Origin of the sequence: Amycolatopsis sp. NPDC004079, from assembly GCF_040610415.1 — a bacterium.
Lineage (GTDB): Bacteria > Actinomycetota > Actinomycetes > Mycobacteriales > Pseudonocardiaceae > Amycolatopsis > Amycolatopsis halotolerans.
In genome coordinates this window covers 171366-187554 of sequence record NZ_JBEXMH010000010.1, presented here as the reverse complement: position 1 = coordinate 187554, position 16189 = coordinate 171366, and the positions used below count along the sequence as shown (strand labels likewise).

13 protein-coding genes are annotated in these 16189 nt (G+C 68.0%); 7 read left to right on the top strand and 6 right to left on the bottom strand.

The genetic code is table 11. The annotated features are described in order from the left end of the window. Positions 1-93 precede the first annotated feature (93 nt). From ABZX37_RS14035 to ABZX37_RS14025, 3 genes are all read left to right on the top strand, one after another. Positions 94-564: a hypothetical protein gene (locus ABZX37_RS14035; RefSeq protein ID WP_354739357.1), complete on the top strand. Its 471-nt coding sequence runs from the start codon at positions 94-96 to the stop codon at positions 562-564. 34 nt (positions 565-598) lie between these two features. Beyond that, a complete protein-coding gene (locus ABZX37_RS14030) occupies positions 599-1234 on the top strand; it encodes a hypothetical protein (RefSeq protein ID WP_354739355.1) in 636 nt (211 codons plus the stop codon). 330 nt (positions 1235-1564) lie between these two features. Beyond that, entirely contained in the window at positions 1565-2176 is a 612-nt protein-coding gene (locus ABZX37_RS14025) for a DUF6801 domain-containing protein (RefSeq protein WP_354739353.1), read from the top strand. Positions 2177-2224: 48 nt separating this feature from the next. Here ABZX37_RS14025 and ABZX37_RS14020 read toward each other — a convergent pair whose 3' ends face one another. Continuing rightward, positions 2225-3175 carry a hypothetical protein gene (locus ABZX37_RS14020; RefSeq protein ID WP_354739351.1) on the bottom strand — a complete coding sequence of 317 codons (951 nt, stop codon included), beginning with the start codon at positions 3173-3175 and terminating at the stop codon, positions 2225-2227. 228 nt (positions 3176-3403) lie between these two features. Here ABZX37_RS14020 and ABZX37_RS14015 point away from each other — a divergent pair, with 228 nt between their 5' ends. Further along, entirely contained in the window at positions 3404-4948 is a 1545-nt protein-coding gene (locus ABZX37_RS14015) for a DUF6801 domain-containing protein (protein WP_354739349.1), read from the top strand. Positions 4949-5301: 353 nt separating this feature from the next. On the opposite strand, the gene ABZX37_RS14010 is transcribed toward ABZX37_RS14015, so the two are convergent. Beyond that, positions 5302-6600 carry a helix-turn-helix domain-containing protein gene (locus ABZX37_RS14010; RefSeq protein ID WP_354739347.1) on the bottom strand — a complete coding sequence of 433 codons (1299 nt, stop codon included), beginning with the start codon at positions 6598-6600 and terminating at the stop codon, positions 5302-5304. Between the two features lie 347 nt (positions 6601-6947). Here ABZX37_RS14010 and ABZX37_RS14005 point away from each other — a divergent pair, with 347 nt between their 5' ends. Next, the gene (locus ABZX37_RS14005) at positions 6948-7676 is read left to right on the top strand and encodes a hypothetical protein (protein ID WP_354739345.1); all 729 of its coding nucleotides are present in this window, start codon (positions 6948-6950) and stop codon (positions 7674-7676) included. After that, the gene (locus tag ABZX37_RS14000; RefSeq protein WP_354739343.1) at positions 7677-8063 is read left to right on the top strand and encodes a GntR family transcriptional regulator; all 387 of its coding nucleotides are present in this window, start codon (positions 7677-7679) and stop codon (positions 8061-8063) included. A 146-nt stretch (positions 8064-8209) separates the two neighbouring features. Here ABZX37_RS14000 and ABZX37_RS13995 read toward each other — a convergent pair whose 3' ends face one another. The 4 genes from ABZX37_RS13995 to ABZX37_RS13980 all read right to left on the bottom strand — a co-directional run bounded on the left by ABZX37_RS13995 (position 8210) and on the right by ABZX37_RS13980 (position 15321). Further along, complete coding sequence (locus ABZX37_RS13995; protein WP_354739341.1) at positions 8210-9007, bottom strand: arginase family protein; 798 nt, start codon at positions 9005-9007, stop codon at positions 8210-8212. A gap of 119 nt (positions 9008-9126) precedes the next feature. Next, entirely contained in the window at positions 9127-12504 is a 3378-nt protein-coding gene (locus tag ABZX37_RS13990) for a pyruvate carboxylase (RefSeq protein ID WP_354739339.1), read from the bottom strand. Between the two features lie 142 nt (positions 12505-12646). Beyond that, complete coding sequence (locus ABZX37_RS13985; protein WP_354739337.1) at positions 12647-13579, bottom strand: S8 family peptidase; 933 nt, start codon at positions 13577-13579, stop codon at positions 12647-12649. Between the two features lie 524 nt (positions 13580-14103). Beyond that, on the bottom strand, positions 14104-15321 hold the full coding sequence (locus ABZX37_RS13980) for an erythromycin esterase family protein (protein ID WP_354739335.1): 1218 nt from the start codon (positions 15319-15321) through the stop codon (positions 14104-14106). A gap of 31 nt (positions 15322-15352) precedes the next feature. Between ABZX37_RS13980 and ABZX37_RS13975 the strand changes: the two genes are divergently transcribed. Beyond that, complete coding sequence (locus ABZX37_RS13975; protein ID WP_354739333.1) at positions 15353-15985, top strand: TetR/AcrR family transcriptional regulator; 633 nt, start codon at positions 15353-15355, stop codon at positions 15983-15985. Positions 15986-16189: the final 204 nt, after the last annotated feature.

The following is a 16189-nucleotide window of genomic DNA, read 5'->3' as shown; positions in this document are numbered from 1 at the left end:
GCCGCCGACCCACTCGACGCCGAGCCAACCACCCCACCTTCCCCGGACCCCGAACCCGCGAACACCCGCCGCCTCCCCGCACTCCTCCTGGCCTTGACCGTCCTCCTCACCGCCGTCGGCGTCTGGTGCACCGTCGAAGCCCGCTCCACCTCCGCGTCCGCTGCCGCCTCAAACCACGCGCTGACCGATAAACCCGCCACCGCCGAAGTCACCTCCGCCATCAGCCTCACCCTCAACAAGATCTTCTCCTACACCTACGACAAAACCGGCGTCACCGAGAACGCCGCCGCCACCCTGCTGCGCGGCCACGCCCGCGATTCCTACGAGAAGCTCTTCGCCCAGGTCCGCACCATGGCCCCGGGCCAGCGACTGACCCTCGCCTCGCGAGTCTCCGCCACGTCCGTCCAGCAACTCACCGAAAACAACGCACAGTTGCTCGTTTTCCTCGACCAGTCCGCCACGAGGGGGAATTCCGCCACTCCGGAAACCGCTGCGGCACAACTGTCCGTCACCGCTCAGCGCATTGACGGAAACTGGTACGTCACGGATCTCGCGCCCCGATGAAATTCTGTTTCCTCACCGCCGAAGGAGTACCGTCATGCCCATTTCCCGGATCGCCCGAATCGGCGTGCTCGCCGCGGCCGCCGCGACCGCGGTCAGCCTCGCCTCCGCCGTTCCCGCGTCGGCGACCGAAATACCCATTCCGATCTCCTACTCGGTGGCGGGAAGCACGGTCGTGAAGAAGACCGGCAGCACGCTCGACCTCGGCCCCGGAACTCTCGCCGGAAATCTCCTGGTCGACGACCAAACCGGAGCCGTCGGACTCAACGCCAATCTGCAATTGCCGCCGTCCACCGCGCACATTTCGCTGCTCGCCGGCGGCTTCAAGATCAAGGCGACGGTCACCGTCACCCCGACCGCGCCCGCGACCGGCAGCCTCGCGAACGGCACCCTCACCACCCACGAAACCGCGAACATGGAGATCAGCGACATCTGGGCGGGCCCGATCGTGCCGGTCTTCCCGGTGCCGACCGTGCCCGGCAGCTGCACGACCGTCAAGCCGATCGACCTGACCCTGAGCGCGGCGAACGTCGACATCACCAAGCCGATCACGCTCACCGGCAATTACACCATTCCGGACTTCAAGAACTGCTTCATCGCCGATCTCGCACTCGGCGCGCTGGTGTCCGGACCGGACAACACGATATCCCTGACCCTGACCTCGAAGAACTGATCAATCCCATGAAAAAGGAGTACCGGATACCTTTCCGGTACTCCTTTTTCGCATACCTGATCTTGAATTAATTGTCACCCCCGCACGAAACGCCGATACTGTTTACGCTGCCACTGACAAAAGAATCGGTCCAGTTGCCGACCTGCGGACCAGGCGCGGAGCAGGGTTGTTGTCGACTGAACTCACGGGTAACCTTGGGCTCGCGGCCGGGATTCCCTACCGAGCCGATCCCCGTTCCCGGCGAATGTCCCGGAACGGAATCCGCGGAAACCTCCGTCCCCACTGCGCAGGATCGCCGCGAAAACTGCAGTCCGATCTAAGGAGAATGGTATGCCCCGGCTCAGCAAACTGTCCACCGGCGTGATGACCGGCGTCGCGGTAGGCGCGATCGCGGTCCTGACCGCGGGCACGGCCTCGGCCGCCACCGCGACCTACCAGGCAGGACCCGCGACCTACAGCTGCACGTTCCCGGCCATCCCGGCGCAGAACGTGGCGGTCACCGCGCAGTTCAACGGCCCGGACACGATCCCTGTGAACGGCACCACGACCCCGACCAACGTTTCCGGCACCGCGACCATCACCGCGCTGGTCCACGCGCTGCTCACCGCCGCGGGTTACGACGGAATCCGCGGCACCGCCGACGTCCCGATCACCGTCGACAACGGTTCGCTCTCCCCGTCGGACGCCTCCGGCCTGCAGATCCCGGAGCAGATCTACCCGGCGGGCGGCCCGATCACGGTGAACATCGCGCAGACGTCGACGTCGTCGATCCCGACCTACACCGCGCCGGCCAGCCCCGGCACGGTGACGTTCGGCCTCGACACGGCGCTCTCCGCGCAACTCGAGTTCCACAAGGCGTCCGACGGCAGCTGGACTCCTTGGACCATGCAGTGCACCGCCGCGTCGGGCACCAGCTTCAGCCCGTCGGGCACCATTTCCTGACCCATCCCGGCGGAGGGGCGGCCGAGTGCCGCCCCTCCGTTTTTCGGTTCAGTGGCAGGGAATCGAACGATCCGTCACCACCAGGCTGAACTCGTCGCCCGCGGACCCGCTGGCAACCGGCCCGCAGATCGGCGGCCGAGGCACGGTCGCCTGGCCGTAGGTGTTGTTGCCCCAGCCGACGACGGACCCGTCCGCCTTGAACGCGAGATTGTGGTTCCATCCCGCGTCGATCGCGACCACCCCGCTCGTCGCCGCCGGCGGCACGTCAGTCTGGCCGACGTTGTCGCGCCCCCACGCGAGCACGCCGCCGTTCTTGAGCGCGAGACTGTGCTCGAATCCGGTCGAAATCGCCGTCACCCCGGATTGCGCCGCCGCCGGAACCGTTGCCTGGCCATACGTGTTGTTGCCCCACGCGAGCACGCCGCCGTTCTTCAGCACGAGGTTGTGGTCCCCACCCGCCGAGATCGCGGCGACGCCCGACTGCGCGAAGTCCGGCACGTCCGACCGGCTGCCCCAGCTCACGACCTGGCCGTTCTGAAGCAACGCGAGACTGTGCACCGAACTGGTGGAAATCGCCGTCACACCGCTGGACACCGTTGCCGGAAGATCGGTCTGGCCGTACCAGTCGTTCCCCCACGCGTACACCTTGCCGCCCTTGAGGCCGAGCCCGTGCGTCCAGCCGGCGGCGATCTGACTCGTCCCGGACGCGAGGTCCGCGGGCACCTCGGTCTCGCCGAAGTTGTTGTCCCCCCAGGCGATCACGGCGCCGTTCTTGAGCGCCAGCGCGACCAGCCCCCCAGCCGACACCGCGGACACGCCGGACGAGACTGTCGCCGGCGTCCGGAGAATCGCGTTCGTCACCCCCCACGCGTAGACCCCGTTCGCCGCCGCCAACTGCGGCTCGCTCGCGGCAGCCGCGGTCACCTCGCCCGTCCCGAGCGCGACGACCGCGGCAACGAATGCCGCAGCCCTGCCCCACTGTCTGTATCCGGTCGCCATCGCAGCCCCTTTCTCCGCACTTTTCCGGCGATACTCGCAGCCGTCGGCGGGCGCGCGGATTCTTTGTCAGATTCCGATGAAAACACCGCCCCGAACTAGCCCGCGAGCATAAGAAAACCCTTCTCCGCCAAGGGAAATTCTCACCTGTGGCCAACCCTCTTGCCCGCCTGGTAAACCCACCGGTAACTTCGCCGGAGAACGATTCCCGCGGGCGAGGAGGGCGTCTCAATGCCAGCACTCCGCAGGCTGACTGCCCGCCGCACGACCTTGACCGCGCTGGCGATCCTCGCCGCCCTGTCGATCGGGACCGGCGGCCTCACCGGCATCAGCTCCGCCGCGACCGACGCGACACCCCCGGCCGCCCCGCCTTCGTCCGGCGAACAACAAGCATCCACGGACGTCGCCCTCGACTGCCCGTTCGCCGCCCCCGCCGGCCCCCAGCGGATCACTCTCAAGACGACCGCCACCCTGCCCGCGACGGCGACAGTCGGCTCCGCAGTCAAATTCCGTTCCTTGACCGCGTCGTTCACGCTTCCCCGGGCCGTCGCGACCCAGCTGGCACCGGCCCCCGCCACCAGCCTCCGCGGCGGCTTGACCCTGGACCTGACCGCACATCAAGGCGACAAAAGCACCGCGATCCCCGCGCCGTTCACGATCGCCCCCACGCCGTTGCCGGAAAACGGCGACGTCCAGTTCACCGCGACCGCGGACTTGCCGGACCAGGCGATCACCGTCCCCGGCGAAGTCACCTTCGACGTCGGTGCCCCGGCCATCGCCCTGAAACCGGCGGCTGAAGCCACCACCGAGGCTACGCCAGTCCGGTGCACCCTGGCCCCGAACCAGAAGACCGCGCTGGCCTCGATCCTCGTCGCCCCAGCTCCCGCCAAACCAAGCGCAAGCAACCCGGACACTCCGCCGCCCGCCGCGCCGCGCGATAAAGCCGCCCCGCAGGACAGCGGCGGGTTCACCATCGTGACGCCGCTGAACCTGGTGCAGATCGTCGCCAATTCGTCAATCTACCGGGTGGGCGCGACCGTCACCAGCAAACCGACCGGCCTGCTCAACGGAGTCTGGACGATTGTGCTGGACGACAACGGCATCCAGCACGATCCGAGCACGATCACGGGGTCTGTCGGCTTCAAGCCGGTCACGGCGACCTTCCTGGGTTTCGGCTTCGTGCCGGTGAGCGCCACGGTCGAGTTCCTCCCCGCCGACTACCACAACGCCAAGCTGATCGAACTCAACGCGCAGCTCAGCGCACCGCCCGGCGAGACCATCCTGACCACTCACGTCAAGGTCATGGCCAGGATGAGCAACGCCACGGTCAATGGCGTCCCCCTGGACCTCGGCCCGGACTGCGTGTCCGCCTCGCCGATTTCCCTCAATCTTTTCGGCCCGTACAACGCACTGCAAGGCGGCACCGTCGGTACCGACCCGAACGCGCCGGACCCCGACTACCGCGGTTTCACGTTGCCCCCGTTCGTCCACTGCGGCACCGCCGAACCGCTCAACCCCCTGCTGACCGGCATGGCCTCCACCACGACGAACATCAACCAGGCCAAGGTCGTCGCCGTCAACTTCGGCGAATGCACCAAGCCGGACCACACCCAGTGCCCGCCACCCCCGACCCCGCCGGGCTCGACCCCCAAACCGAACACCGCACCAAACACCGGACGGACGCTCGACACCGGGCCAGAGACAACCCCGCCAACCCACGGCCCCACGACGAGCCATCCCGCCACGGCCGTCTCCCCGTCTACCCGACCGAACTGAAAACACCGCCTTCAGCCAGCGCCGCCCCAGCCACAATGATCTGACGGGCTTTGGCCGCGGAACGGCGAATCCTCGCCGCCAACAGACAACACCTCGCACAACGCTGGTTCGGCCGCTCGCCCATTCGACGCTGGACCGCCAAACCAGCGACACCCTCTCCCTCCGCCGACCTGGCTACTCGCTATCCACCACACCGTCGGCGAACCAGCGACATAACCAGCTGCCACCAACTCAGCCGCAGCCGGTCCGCATCACACCAACTCAGCCGCGGCCGATCCGAAGCACGTCAACCCGGCTTCGAAAGGCGCTCGCCACCGTTTCGCCATTTTTCGGCAACAGCCCGGATCCGCTGGTCACCGGTGGCTTTTCGCATCCTCGTACGAGCTGGGCTGTCGACTGGCCGGCACCACGCTCGCGCTCTTGAGCGGTGTCGGCCAAAGCAGTTCTGCCCGCAGGTTCTCGGACGCGGCCGCACGCAAGACCAGCTCCATCTCGAACCGCGCAGCCGGATCGCGCAACAGCTCGCCGAACGTCGCCTGCAACTGGCGCATGCGATACCGCACCGTCTGCGGATGCACTTGCAGACGCTCGGCGATCTCGACGACGTTCCCCTGACTGTCGAGCCAAGCACGCAACGTTTCGAGCAAACGATCCTGTTGCTTGTCGGTCATGTCCGCCAGGGGAGCAAACAGCCGGGCACGAAGGAGCTCCGTCAGCGCGCCGTCCGAATGCACCAGCAGCGCGGCAAGGTGTTCCTCGGCACGGAGTACTCGTTCGGCCGGGATTCGCCCCCTATCGGCGAGAACCAGTGTCCGGCGTGCCCAGCGCAGGGAATCGGCGAGGCTGGCCAACGGCACACACGGCCCGACGGACAACCGGTAATTCGGCAGCGCTGCCTGAAGTGTCGCCAGGCGCGCACCATTAACCGCGCCGGGGACGACGACGCACGGCTCGGCGGAGTCCAGTTCCGCCAGGACGTCGGAGTCCAACGTCGCATGCCGGCGGGCCCTGCCGTTCAGTGGCGAATGGACGGCAATCGGCGACGCCTGCTCCGGCACAGCCCAACCGGTGAGCTGCGCCAGCTCCGCAATCGCCTTCGGCGGAGCAGCAGGCACCTCCAGCAAAACACCGAGTAGCCGTCGCCGCCAAGTGTCCAACGCACCGGCGGTGCGGGCTTTCGCCTCTAAGTAGCCATCCAGCGCCACAGAAGCCAATTCGTCCATAAACGCCAACATGGCGTCGGCCAGCTGCGACATCACTGCCGACGAAAGACCGGCCCGCCGTCCGACGCGCATGATCCGGCGCCACGAGACGCGCGCGCCCACGCGATAGGCCGACTGCAGGGTGTCGAGGCTCCGTCCTTCCCTCATCTCGTTCTGCCCTAGCCGATGGTGCACCTCGTGCGACTGCTCCTTCGACGCCCGCGGGTCCGCGATCTGCGCGACGAACAGCGTGATCGCATACTCGACACCCGCACGGATCGATCTCCCGTACGGACCGTCGAGCGGTCGCGCGTAGGCGGGAATCGTCGCGCGTATCTCATCGACGATCTCGGCGGACAGGCTCGCCAGCTCGGGCCGAAGGATCTCGGCGAGCTTGCGCGGCAGCGCAGCCGGCGGCACAGCGTGATCGAGTCCCCGCTCCACCGACATCGCAGCTCCTTCGCTCCGCCCGGTCCCCGGCGGCGCCTTGGCACCGCCAGAAGCCCCGCATCCATTGAGGGGTGACACCCGGCACATCGAAAAACCAACGCCAAATGTGTCACGAGTCGCCGAAGAAACCGATTTCTTGTCACGTTTGTGACAAGTTCACGAGGTCAGAGCGGCACATCGCGACAACACACCACCAGGCGCGCTACGCCGTGCGTACGAACGGGCGAACCCGGGCGCCTGCCTTCAGCGGCGACCCAGCGGGCAGCGAAAACGACCACAGAGCGTCACCCGGCAGAACCGGCAGCCCTCTTGTAACATGTGCTTGATACAAGAGGGAGGGGTCCACGATGCAACTCGACTCAGCGCTCGCCGTCGCGGGCATCACCGGCCTGTTCGGGCTGATCATCCTCGTCGCGTTGTGGCCAGGCGAGAAGCAAGGCGCTCGGCTGCTCGCGAAATGGGGCGTGCGGAACCCGACCGCCGACCAGGTGTCGGTAGCCGTGCGTTACCTGCGTCGTCGGCGATTCTGGTACCCGTGGCTGTTCCTCGGTCTCCCGCTCATCCCGGGCGCGACGGGTCTCGTCGGCGAACGGAACGCGAACTCGCTGGTGTTCGTGGTGCTGCTCGGCGGACTCGCCGCCGAAATTCTCGCGCAGCGTCCCTCACGGGAATCCCGCAGGGAAGCCGTGCTCGCACCACGCGGCGTGCTCGATTTCGCTCCGTTGTGGACGGTCATCGTCTCCGGGCTGGCCACCGTCGCCGCCGTCGTGCATCTCGCCGTTTTGCGGCAATGGGGCCCGCTCGCGGTAACCGTCGGCGCGGCCGCGGTGTCGTGGATCATCGTGCTCCTCGCGGTGCGGCGTCCGGCTGCTGGCGACCCGGAAGTCGACCTGGCACTGCGCATCCGCAGCGCCCGTGTCGCTCTCGGACTCGGCACCGGAACGGCTGCCACACTCGGCTGGACGACGATCGGGAACCTCGCCACGTTCCTCGCGTTCGTGGTCACCGTCGCCGCGTTCCTCGCGATCGTCGGCCCGCCGCCGAAGCAGCGCGCAACGACCACGGCAGCGCGGTAGATGCCGCTGCGAGTAGTGGTCGACGCCGACAGCGGGATTCCGCCCTGGCGTCAGGTGCACGACCAAATCGTCCGCGCGATCACGACCGGATCCCTTGCCAGGGAAGCCCGTCTGCCGCCGATCCGTCAGCTTTCGAGGGACCTCGGGCTCGCCTCCGGGACCGTCGCCCGCGTGTACCGCGAACTTGAGGCCGCCGGCTGGGTCACCACCGCACGAGCACGTGGAACCGTCGTGACCGGCCCAGCCGAACGACCGGATCCGGGCATCCTACTTCGCAGCGCAGCCGCCGAATACGCCCGGCACAGCCGGGAACTCGGGGTCGCGCCGGACGAAGCCGTCGACGCCGTGCGCGTGGCTCTGGCGAGCCTGGACGCACCGCTGCGGTGAATCCGGGCGTTCGTCCGGCCGACGCGGTTGTCGCCGTATTGTGAACCGTCTTCCGCACGGTCTCGGGCACACCTCCTTCTTGCCCGTGCGTTCCCGCGGTCCACTCACCGGACGAGGCGCGGATCATCCCGCCTCGATGCGGAGGTTCAGCCCTCCATCAGCACCCTCCCCACCGCGGCCAGCACGGGTTCCAGCGCGGCGACTTCCGTGCCGACGCATTCCGTGATGCCCGCACCGACGACGTCCATTCCGGAAAGCCCGTCGATTGCTTCGGCCAATTCGGCGATCGTGAGCCCGCCGGGCTCCGGATAATTCACTCCGGGGAACTCTTCGGGATCAAGAATGTCCAAATCCACATGCAGATAAACGCGGTCGGCTCCCGCCGCGTTGAGCGCTCCGGCGACGTCGTCGGAGCGCACAACGAGGCCGCCGGCAATGGCTTCCTCTTCCGCGGAATCGAGCGAACGGGTGCCGAACAGCACCGCCCGGCCTCGCTCGAGCGCCGGGCTCGCGGCGAAATCCTTGTCGCCTTCGCCGAACAGCGACCGCAGCACCATGCCGTGATACGCGCCCGACGGCGAAGAATCCGCCGTGTTCAAGTCCGCGTGCGCGTCGAACCACGCGACGCCAAGCGTTGCGCCGTAACGGAAACGCGCGACGCCGACCGGGACGAGCTCAACGCCGCAGTCGCCGCCGATCGTGAGCACCGGGCCTTCCGGCGCTTCGAGCGCGGCGAGCTGCAGCTGCCGGTTCGTGCCCGTGAGCACGGCCCGGTTGGCTATCCCGGTCACGACATCGGACGTCGCCGCGTCCTGGCGCACGTGGTGCACCGGTTTGCCGAGCACGTGCCCGGCCAGTTCGGAAAGTGCGCGGCAGCCCTCGATCAGCCCCTTTGCCCCGGGGCTGAGCGCGCCCTGCCATTGCGGCACCGCGTTGATCAGCATGCATCGACGCTAGCGCGAACACCCCGGAAAAGGCGAGCTTTAAATAGCGCGAGGGGTCCCTTCGCTCCGTTTCGGAGCGAAGGGACCCCTCGCGCAGTAAAAAGTGGCGCGAAAGCGGGTTATTCGAGCACGATGAGAAGGTCTCCGCCCTCGACCTGCTGAACGGAGGTGATTGCCAGCCGACCGACTTTGCCCGCCGCCGAAGCGGTGATCGACGCTTCCATCTTCATGGCCTCGATCGTCGCCACGGTCGCTCCGGCCGCCACCTGGTCGCCCTCGGCCACCTGCAGCGTCACCACGCCCGCGAACGGCGCGGCGATCTGCTTCGGGTTGCCCTTCTCGGCCTTTTCGGTGGCCGGGATGTCCGAGGCGATGGAACGGTCGCGGATCTGGATCGGCCGCAGCTGGCCGTTGAGCGTGGACATGACGGTCCGCACGCCGCGTTCGTCGGCCTCGCCGATGGCTTCCAGCTCGATGAGCAGCCGGACGCCGGGTTCGAGGTCCACCGAGTACTCCTCGCCCGGGCGCAGACCGTAGAAGAAGTCCTTGCTCGGGAGCACGCTGGTGTCGCCGTACGCGTCGCGGTGCGCGAGGAATTCCTTGGTGGGCCCGGGGAACAGCAGCCGGTTCAGCGCGCCGCGGCGGTTGTCGGCGAGTTCCTTGTGGTCCTCTTCGGACAGTTCGGCGACCGGTTTGGCCGCCGAACGGCCTTCGAGCGCCTTGGTGCGGAACGGTTCCGGCCAGCCGCCGGGCGGGTCGCCCAGTTCGCCGCGCAGGAACCCGATCACCGAGTCGGGGATGTCGAATTTGTTCGGCTCCGCCTCGAAGTCCGCCGGGGAAACGCCGGCGCCGACGAGGTGCAGCGCGAGGTCGCCGACCACCTTGGACGAAGGCGTGACCTTCACGAGGTGGCCGAGGATCTTGTCCGCCGCGGCATACATGGCCTCGATGTCCTCGAACCGGTCGCCGAGGCCCAGCGCGATCGCCTGCGTGCGCAGGTTGGAGAGCTGACCGCCGGGGATCTCGTGGTCGTAGACGCGGCCGGTGGGCGACGCGAGACCAGCCTCGAACGGGGCGTAGATCTTGCGGACGCTCTCCCAGTACGGCTCCAGGTCGCCGATCGCGTGCAGGTCGAGGCCGGTGCTGCGGTCGGAGTGGTCGGTCGCCGCGACGATCGAGCCGAGCGACGGCTGCGACGTGGTGCCCGCCATCGACGACACGGCGCCGTCCACGGCGTCGGCGCCAGCCTGGATGGCGGCCAGGTAGGTGGCGAGCTGACCGCCGGCGGTGTCGTGCGTATGGATGTGCACCGGAAGGTCGAATTCCTTGCGCAGTGCGGTCACCAGCCGAGCCGCGGCCGGCGCGCGGAGCAGGCCGGCCATGTCCTTGATGGCCAGGACGTGTGCCCCGGCTCCGACGATCTGCTCGGCGAGCTTGAGGTAGTAGTCGAGCGTGTAGAGCTTTTCGTTCGGGTCGGACAGATCGGAGGTGTAGCAGAGCGCGACCTCGGCGACTGCGGTCCCGGTGGCGCGCACGGCTTCGATCGCCGGTCGCATCTGCTCAACGTCGTTGAGTGCGTCGAAGATGCGGAAGATGTCGATGCCGGTCGCGGTGGCCTCCTCGACGAAAGCCGTGGTGACCTCGGTCGGATAAGGCGTGTAGCCCACGGTGTTGCGGCCGCGGAGAAGCATCTGCAGGCAGATGTTCGGCACGGCCTTACGCAGCCGCTCCAGCCGTTCCCACGGGTCCTCGGCAAGGAACCGCAGCGCGACGTCGTAGGTCGCGCCGCCCCAGCACTCCAGGGACAGCAACTGCGGCACAGTCGCGGCGACAACCGGGGCGACGGCCAGCAGGTCCTTCGTCCGGACGCGCGTCGCGAGCAGCGACTGGTGGGCGTCGCGGAAGGTGGTGTCCGTGACGCCGAGCTGCGGCGTTTCCCGCAGCCAGCGCGCGAATCCCTCCGGGCCGAGTTTGGTCAGCTTCTGCTTGGAGCCGTCCGGAGGAGTGAGATCCGCAGGCAGTTTCGGCAGCTTCGCCGCAGCCTCGGGCGTGCGCGGGCGCTCGCCGTTCGGACGGTTCACCGTCTGGTCGGCGAGGTAAGTGAGCAGGCGCGTGCCGCGGTCGGCGGAGTGGCGCGCGGTCAGCAGATGCGGCCGTTCCTCGATGAACGACGTGGTGACGTTGCCCTCGCGGAAGTCCGGATCGTCCAGCACCGCCTGGAGGAACGGGATGTTCGTCGCCACTCCGCGGATACGAAACTCGGCGACCGCGCGGCGCGCACGGCCGACCGCGGTGCGGAAATCACGGCCGCGGCAGGTGAGTTTCACCAGCAGCGAGTCGAAGTGGGCGCTGATCTCGGTGCCGGAGAACGCGGTTCCGCCGTCGAGCCGGATGCCCGAACCGCCCGGCGAGCGGTAGGCGCTGATCATGCCGATGTCCGGGCGGAAACCGTTGGCCGGGTCCTCGGTCGTGATGCGGCACTGGAGGGCGGCGCCGCGCAGGTAAATCTTGTCCTGCGACAGGCCGAGGTCGTCGAGGGTTTCCCCGGACGCGATCCGCAGCTGGGACTGCACGAGGTCGACGTCGGTGACCTCTTCGGTGACCGTGTGCTCGACCTGGATGCGCGGGTTCATCTCGATGAACACGTGCTTGCCCTTGCGGTCCAGCAGGAATTCGACGGTGCCCGCGTTGCGGTAGCCGATCTGCCGGGCGAATTTCACGGCGTCGGCGCAGATGCGGTCGCGCAGCTCGGGGTCGAGGTTCGGCGCGGGGGCCAGCTCGACGACCTTCTGGTGGCGACGCTGCACGGAACAGTCGCGCTCGAAGAGGTGGATCACGTTGCCCGCGCCGTCGGCGAGGATCTGGACCTCGATGTGCCGCGGTTCGACCACGGCCTTCTCCAGGAACACGGTCGGGTCGCCGAACGCGGACTCGGCCTCGCGCGCGGCGGCCTCGATCGACTCGCGCAGCAAAGCCGGGTCCTCGACGCGGCGCATGCCTCGGCCGCCGCCGCCCGCGACCGCCTTGACGAACACCGGGAAGCCGAGTTCGTCGGCCGCCGCGACCAGCTCGTCGACGTTGCTGGACGGCTGCGACGAACCGAGCACCGGCACCCCGGCCTCGCGCGCCGCCTTGACCGCGCGCGCCTTGTTGCCGGTCAGTTCGAGGATGTCGGCGCTCGGGCCGACGAAGGTGATCCCCGCTTCTTCGCAGGCCTTGGCCAGGTCGGGGTTCTCCGACAGGAAGCCATAGCCCGGATAGACCGCGTCCGCGCCCGCCTTCTTGGCGGCCTTGACGATCTCCTCGACCGAGAGGTAGGCACGGACCGGATGGCCCGGTTCGCCGATCTCGTAGGCCTCGTCGGCCTTCAGCCGGTGCAGAGAGTTGCGGTCTTCGTGCGGAAACACAGCGACTGTGCCCGCGCCCAGTTCGTAGCCTGCGCGGAACGCCCGGATCGCGATTTCGCCGCGATTGGCCACCAGCACTTTGCGGAACATGCCCGGTCCTTCCCTTTTCGGATCGGTATCGAAGGCACGTTACCCGGTTCGTCCCGCGGTGCGGGAGCCGTAGTCCAGGTGATGGACATCATGCACGCCGACCTGCATGCATGATGCTGGCCGAGCCGTCGTCCCGCAACCGTCAGGGCGTTCCCGCAGGCAGTGTGCACAACAGCCGATTCGCAGTTCCGGAGGGCGCATTCTTGACCACGTTCTGCGTTGCGTCCTGCACAATTGCTTCGCTGACCGCATTGGCCGCGGCATCCGGGTGCGAAGACCGGTAGAGGGCCACCGCGCCTGCGGTCACCGCCGCTGCCATCGAGGTGCCGGACAGGGTCCCGACATCGGCGGTTCCGGCGATCGGCGCGGGGATGTCGACGCCCGGTGCGTACAGGTCGAGCGACGTGCCGAAGTTCGAGAAGGGCGCGACCTGGTCCTGGACGTCCGTCGCGCCGACGGTGAGTGCGTCGGGAACTCGGGCGGGCGAGGTCTGGCTGGCGTCGGTGCTGCCCTCCCCCGCCGGGACCACGATCGGCATCGCCGCGGCGACACCCTTGACCGCGTTGTCGAGCTGCTCGTTCGGCACTCCGCCGATGCCCAGCACCGCGACCGCTGGTTGGTGCGCGTTCTGGGCGACCCAGTTCAGGCCGGCGATGATCGTGTCGGTCGCGCCGCCGCCAGCCTTGTCGAGCACCCGGACCGGGAAGATCTGTGCACCCTTGGCGACACCGTAGCTGTGTCCCGCAACGATTCCCGCGACTCGCGTGCCGTGGCCGTTGGTGTCCGACGTGTCCGTGCCAGTGGTGAGGAAATCCTTGCCCGGCATGACCCGGCCCTGCAGATCCGGGTGTTTGGCGTCGACGCCGCTGTCGATCACGTAGACGGTGACTCCGGAACCGTCCGAGTCGTAGTGGTACTTCTGATCGAGGCCGGTTCGCTGGTCGATCCGGTCGAGCGCCCAGCTCGGCGGGTTGGCCTGCGTCCCGCTCGCCGCCAGCGCGGCCGGTTGCACACCGGCGACCAGCAGGAATGTCAGTGTTGCCGAAAAAAGGCCACGAGCCGCTCGGTTCCGCATGCCTGCGGTCGTATCCCGGTCGCCACCGGGCGGCAACTCGACGTCACACGATGGGTTGGTCCCTGTCCGGTGTCCGCCCGGCCGGACGCACTAGTAAGCGACCGATAAGGGGGACGATGAACTGCGCCCATCGATGTTTCGCCGCTGGGTGGCTAACGGGTGGCCGAACGACAGGTGTCGCCGATGCGTGGCCAGCCGTGGACCGGCTGGCGGGTTTCGCCGTTGGACGGCCAACTGCTGGCAGACCGACAGGTTTCGCCGCTCGGCGGCCGACCGTTGACCAAACGACACGCTTCGCCACTACGCGACCAAGCGTTGGAAGACTGACGAGTTTCTCCGCTGAACGGCCGACCGCTGGCAGACCGGCAGGCTTCGCCACTGGGTGGCAAGCGTTGGCAGACCGGTGGGTTTCGCCGCTGGGTGGCGAGCGTTGGCAGACCGGCGGGTTTCCGCCACTGAGCGGCGAGTGTTGGCCAGACCGGCAGGTTTCGCCGTTAGGTGGCGAGCCGCTGGACGGCCGAGGGCTACTTCGCGGCTGGGACGTGTGCGCTCACCGACATCGTCGGCAGGTAGACCAGCGCGTCGAAGGCTTGCGCGACGTCGACCTTGGTGAACATGTGCGCGTGCCGCAGGCTCGACGGTCCGGTCAGGCCTTGCGCTCGGTCTTGCCGCAAATCGACCACGCACGGATCCGAACCCGCCAGGGCCGCTTCGACACTGCCTTCGACGGGCGGTTCCAGCTCCTGTCCATAGACCCGGAAGCCGAGACGTTCGCTCTCGTCCGGTTCTAGGCCAGTGGTCGTGCCGGTGCCAGCGGTCAGGCCGAGAGCGAAGTAGTCGTCGCCGAACTCCGCGGCGAGGTGAGTCCCGGCGGAAGGGAACGTCATGGTCGGCAGAGCGGCGAAAGGCACTCGCTGCAGGTGTCCGTTGTGGACCATCACCACGATTTTCTCGCCTTCGCCGTGTAGCTGGCGAAGCAGCTTCACGGTGGCGCCCATGTACGTGTCGCGAGACGACCCCTGGAGCGACGGTGCTGTTCCCGCCATCATCGCGCTGAGTTCGCGCAGGTACGTGTCGACACGAAGCGCGCCGACCGCGTGGTGTTCGGCGATGGCGTACCGGGCCGGCTCGCTCCGTTGCCGATAAACTGGCGACAGGGAACGAAGGTGCGCTACGAGAGTCGTCAACGCGGCCGTCGCGGCGTCCCGGTCTGCGGTGGTCATTGCCGCATAGCGGCCAGGCGCGACCGCGCTGCTGACTGCCGAGTACGGCTCGGATGCGGTGATCGCGGCGTCGACCAGCGGAAGCACCTCCGGATCGACGTCCTCCACGAAGCTGCGGACAATCCGCAACGCTGGTTGCGGCGAACCGGCCGAACTGGGCAGGTCGAGGCCGGAGAATCGGACGTCGCCGTGGCTGCGCATCCAGGTCAGCATTTCGTGCACTTCGGCCGACTCGCCGAGGGAGAAGGTGAATCCTTCTCGCCCGATATCGGCGACATCGCCGGGACCACCGCTCAGCCACTGCTGGACCAGATCGCCCTCGGCGAATCCCGACTCGAAACCGAGCACCGTGAACCCGTGGTCCTCGACGAGCCGGCGGAGCAACCGGGCGCGGAGTTCGCCGAACTCGCGGATGTGGTGGTTGTTCTCGCCGATCGCGACGATGCGCGCGTCGCCGATCAGGTCGGTGATCGAGACGACGTCGCCGTCCAGCGGCGAACGGGTGCTCAGCGGTGTCATACTGAGGACACTAATGCAACAGGGGTAGCGATTGACAACCGAGTTACCGGGGACCAGCCGACCGGGCGGGCGCACGGAACGCACGCGCGTCGCCGTTTTGCGGGCGACGCTCGACCTGCTGGCGGAGGTCGGGTTCGCCGAGCTGACGGTCGAGGCCGTCGCCGAGCGGTCGGGCGTGCACAAGACGACCGTTTATCGGCGATGGGAGTCGCGCGAAGGACTGGTCGCGGCGGCGTTGCGATTCGGCACTGCTGAACCGTGGAGTCCGGCGGACACCGGTTCGCTTGTCGCCGATTTGCGGCAACTGGCGTTGGACGTGGTGCGCGCGTTGACCTTGCCGGGGCGACGGGAGCTGCCGACGGCCGCGGTGCTGGCGGCATTCCACTCGGAACGGGCGGCCGAGGCGTTGCGCGAGTTCTACCAGGACCGGCATGCCCGAGCCGCGGTGATCGTGGAGCGGGCGGTGGCGCGTGGCGAGGTGCCGGCCGACACCGACCCGGACGAGGTGACTCGGACGGTGTGCGGGCCGGTGTTTTACCGGCTGTTTGTGTCGCGGGAACCGGTGTCGGAGGAGACGGCTGGGGTCGCGGCGGAGGCGGGGGCCGCGGCGGCTCGGGCGGGAGTGTTGGGCAGGCGGTTGCCGAGGAGTGGTGACGCGGGTTGATTCCCCGGTTGGGGTGACGGAGGCTTGTTGCCGGAAAACGGCGACGGGTGGAGTCGGGGTTGATAAGCGAGCTGGCTTGGCATTCGCCGCGCGACGGCGATGGCGTAGCGCGGCGAACTGCGACAGTGGAGCAAAGCTGGCAGCGAGCCAGCTCGCCACTCGCCGCCAAACGACGACAGCCGAGCCAAGCCAGCAGACAAGCCA

What these genes read in the sequence shown, in the direction of transcription:
- ABZX37_RS14025 (WP_354739353.1), top strand. Translation starts at nt 1,565, where the DNA reads ATGCCCCGGCTCAGCAAACTGTCCACCGGCGTGATGACCGGCGTCGCG.
- ABZX37_RS14010 (WP_354739347.1), bottom strand. Translation starts at nt 6,600, where the DNA reads ATGTCGGTGGAGCGGGGACTCGATCACGCTGTGCCGCCGGCTGCGCTG.
- ABZX37_RS13985 (WP_354739337.1), bottom strand. Translation starts at nt 13,579, where the DNA reads ATGCGGAACCGAGCGGCTCGTGGCCTTTTTTCGGCAACACTGACATTC.
- ABZX37_RS13995 (WP_354739341.1), bottom strand. Translation starts at nt 9,007, where the DNA reads ATGCTGATCAACGCGGTGCCGCAATGGCAGGGCGCGCTCAGCCCCGGG.
- ABZX37_RS14030 (WP_354739355.1), top strand. Translation starts at nt 599, where the DNA reads ATGCCCATTTCCCGGATCGCCCGAATCGGCGTGCTCGCCGCGGCCGCC.
- ABZX37_RS14005 (WP_354739345.1), top strand. Translation starts at nt 6,948, where the DNA reads ATGCAACTCGACTCAGCGCTCGCCGTCGCGGGCATCACCGGCCTGTTC.
- ABZX37_RS14000 (WP_354739343.1), top strand. Translation starts at nt 7,677, where the DNA reads ATGCCGCTGCGAGTAGTGGTCGACGCCGACAGCGGGATTCCGCCCTGG.
- ABZX37_RS14015 (WP_354739349.1), top strand. Translation starts at nt 3,404, where the DNA reads ATGCCAGCACTCCGCAGGCTGACTGCCCGCCGCACGACCTTGACCGCG.
- ABZX37_RS14020 (WP_354739351.1), bottom strand. Translation starts at nt 3,175, where the DNA reads ATGGCGACCGGATACAGACAGTGGGGCAGGGCTGCGGCATTCGTTGCC.
- ABZX37_RS13990 (WP_354739339.1), bottom strand. Translation starts at nt 12,504, where the DNA reads ATGTTCCGCAAAGTGCTGGTGGCCAATCGCGGCGAAATCGCGATCCGG.
- ABZX37_RS13980 (WP_354739335.1), bottom strand. Translation starts at nt 15,321, where the DNA reads ATGACACCGCTGAGCACCCGTTCGCCGCTGGACGGCGACGTCGTCTCG.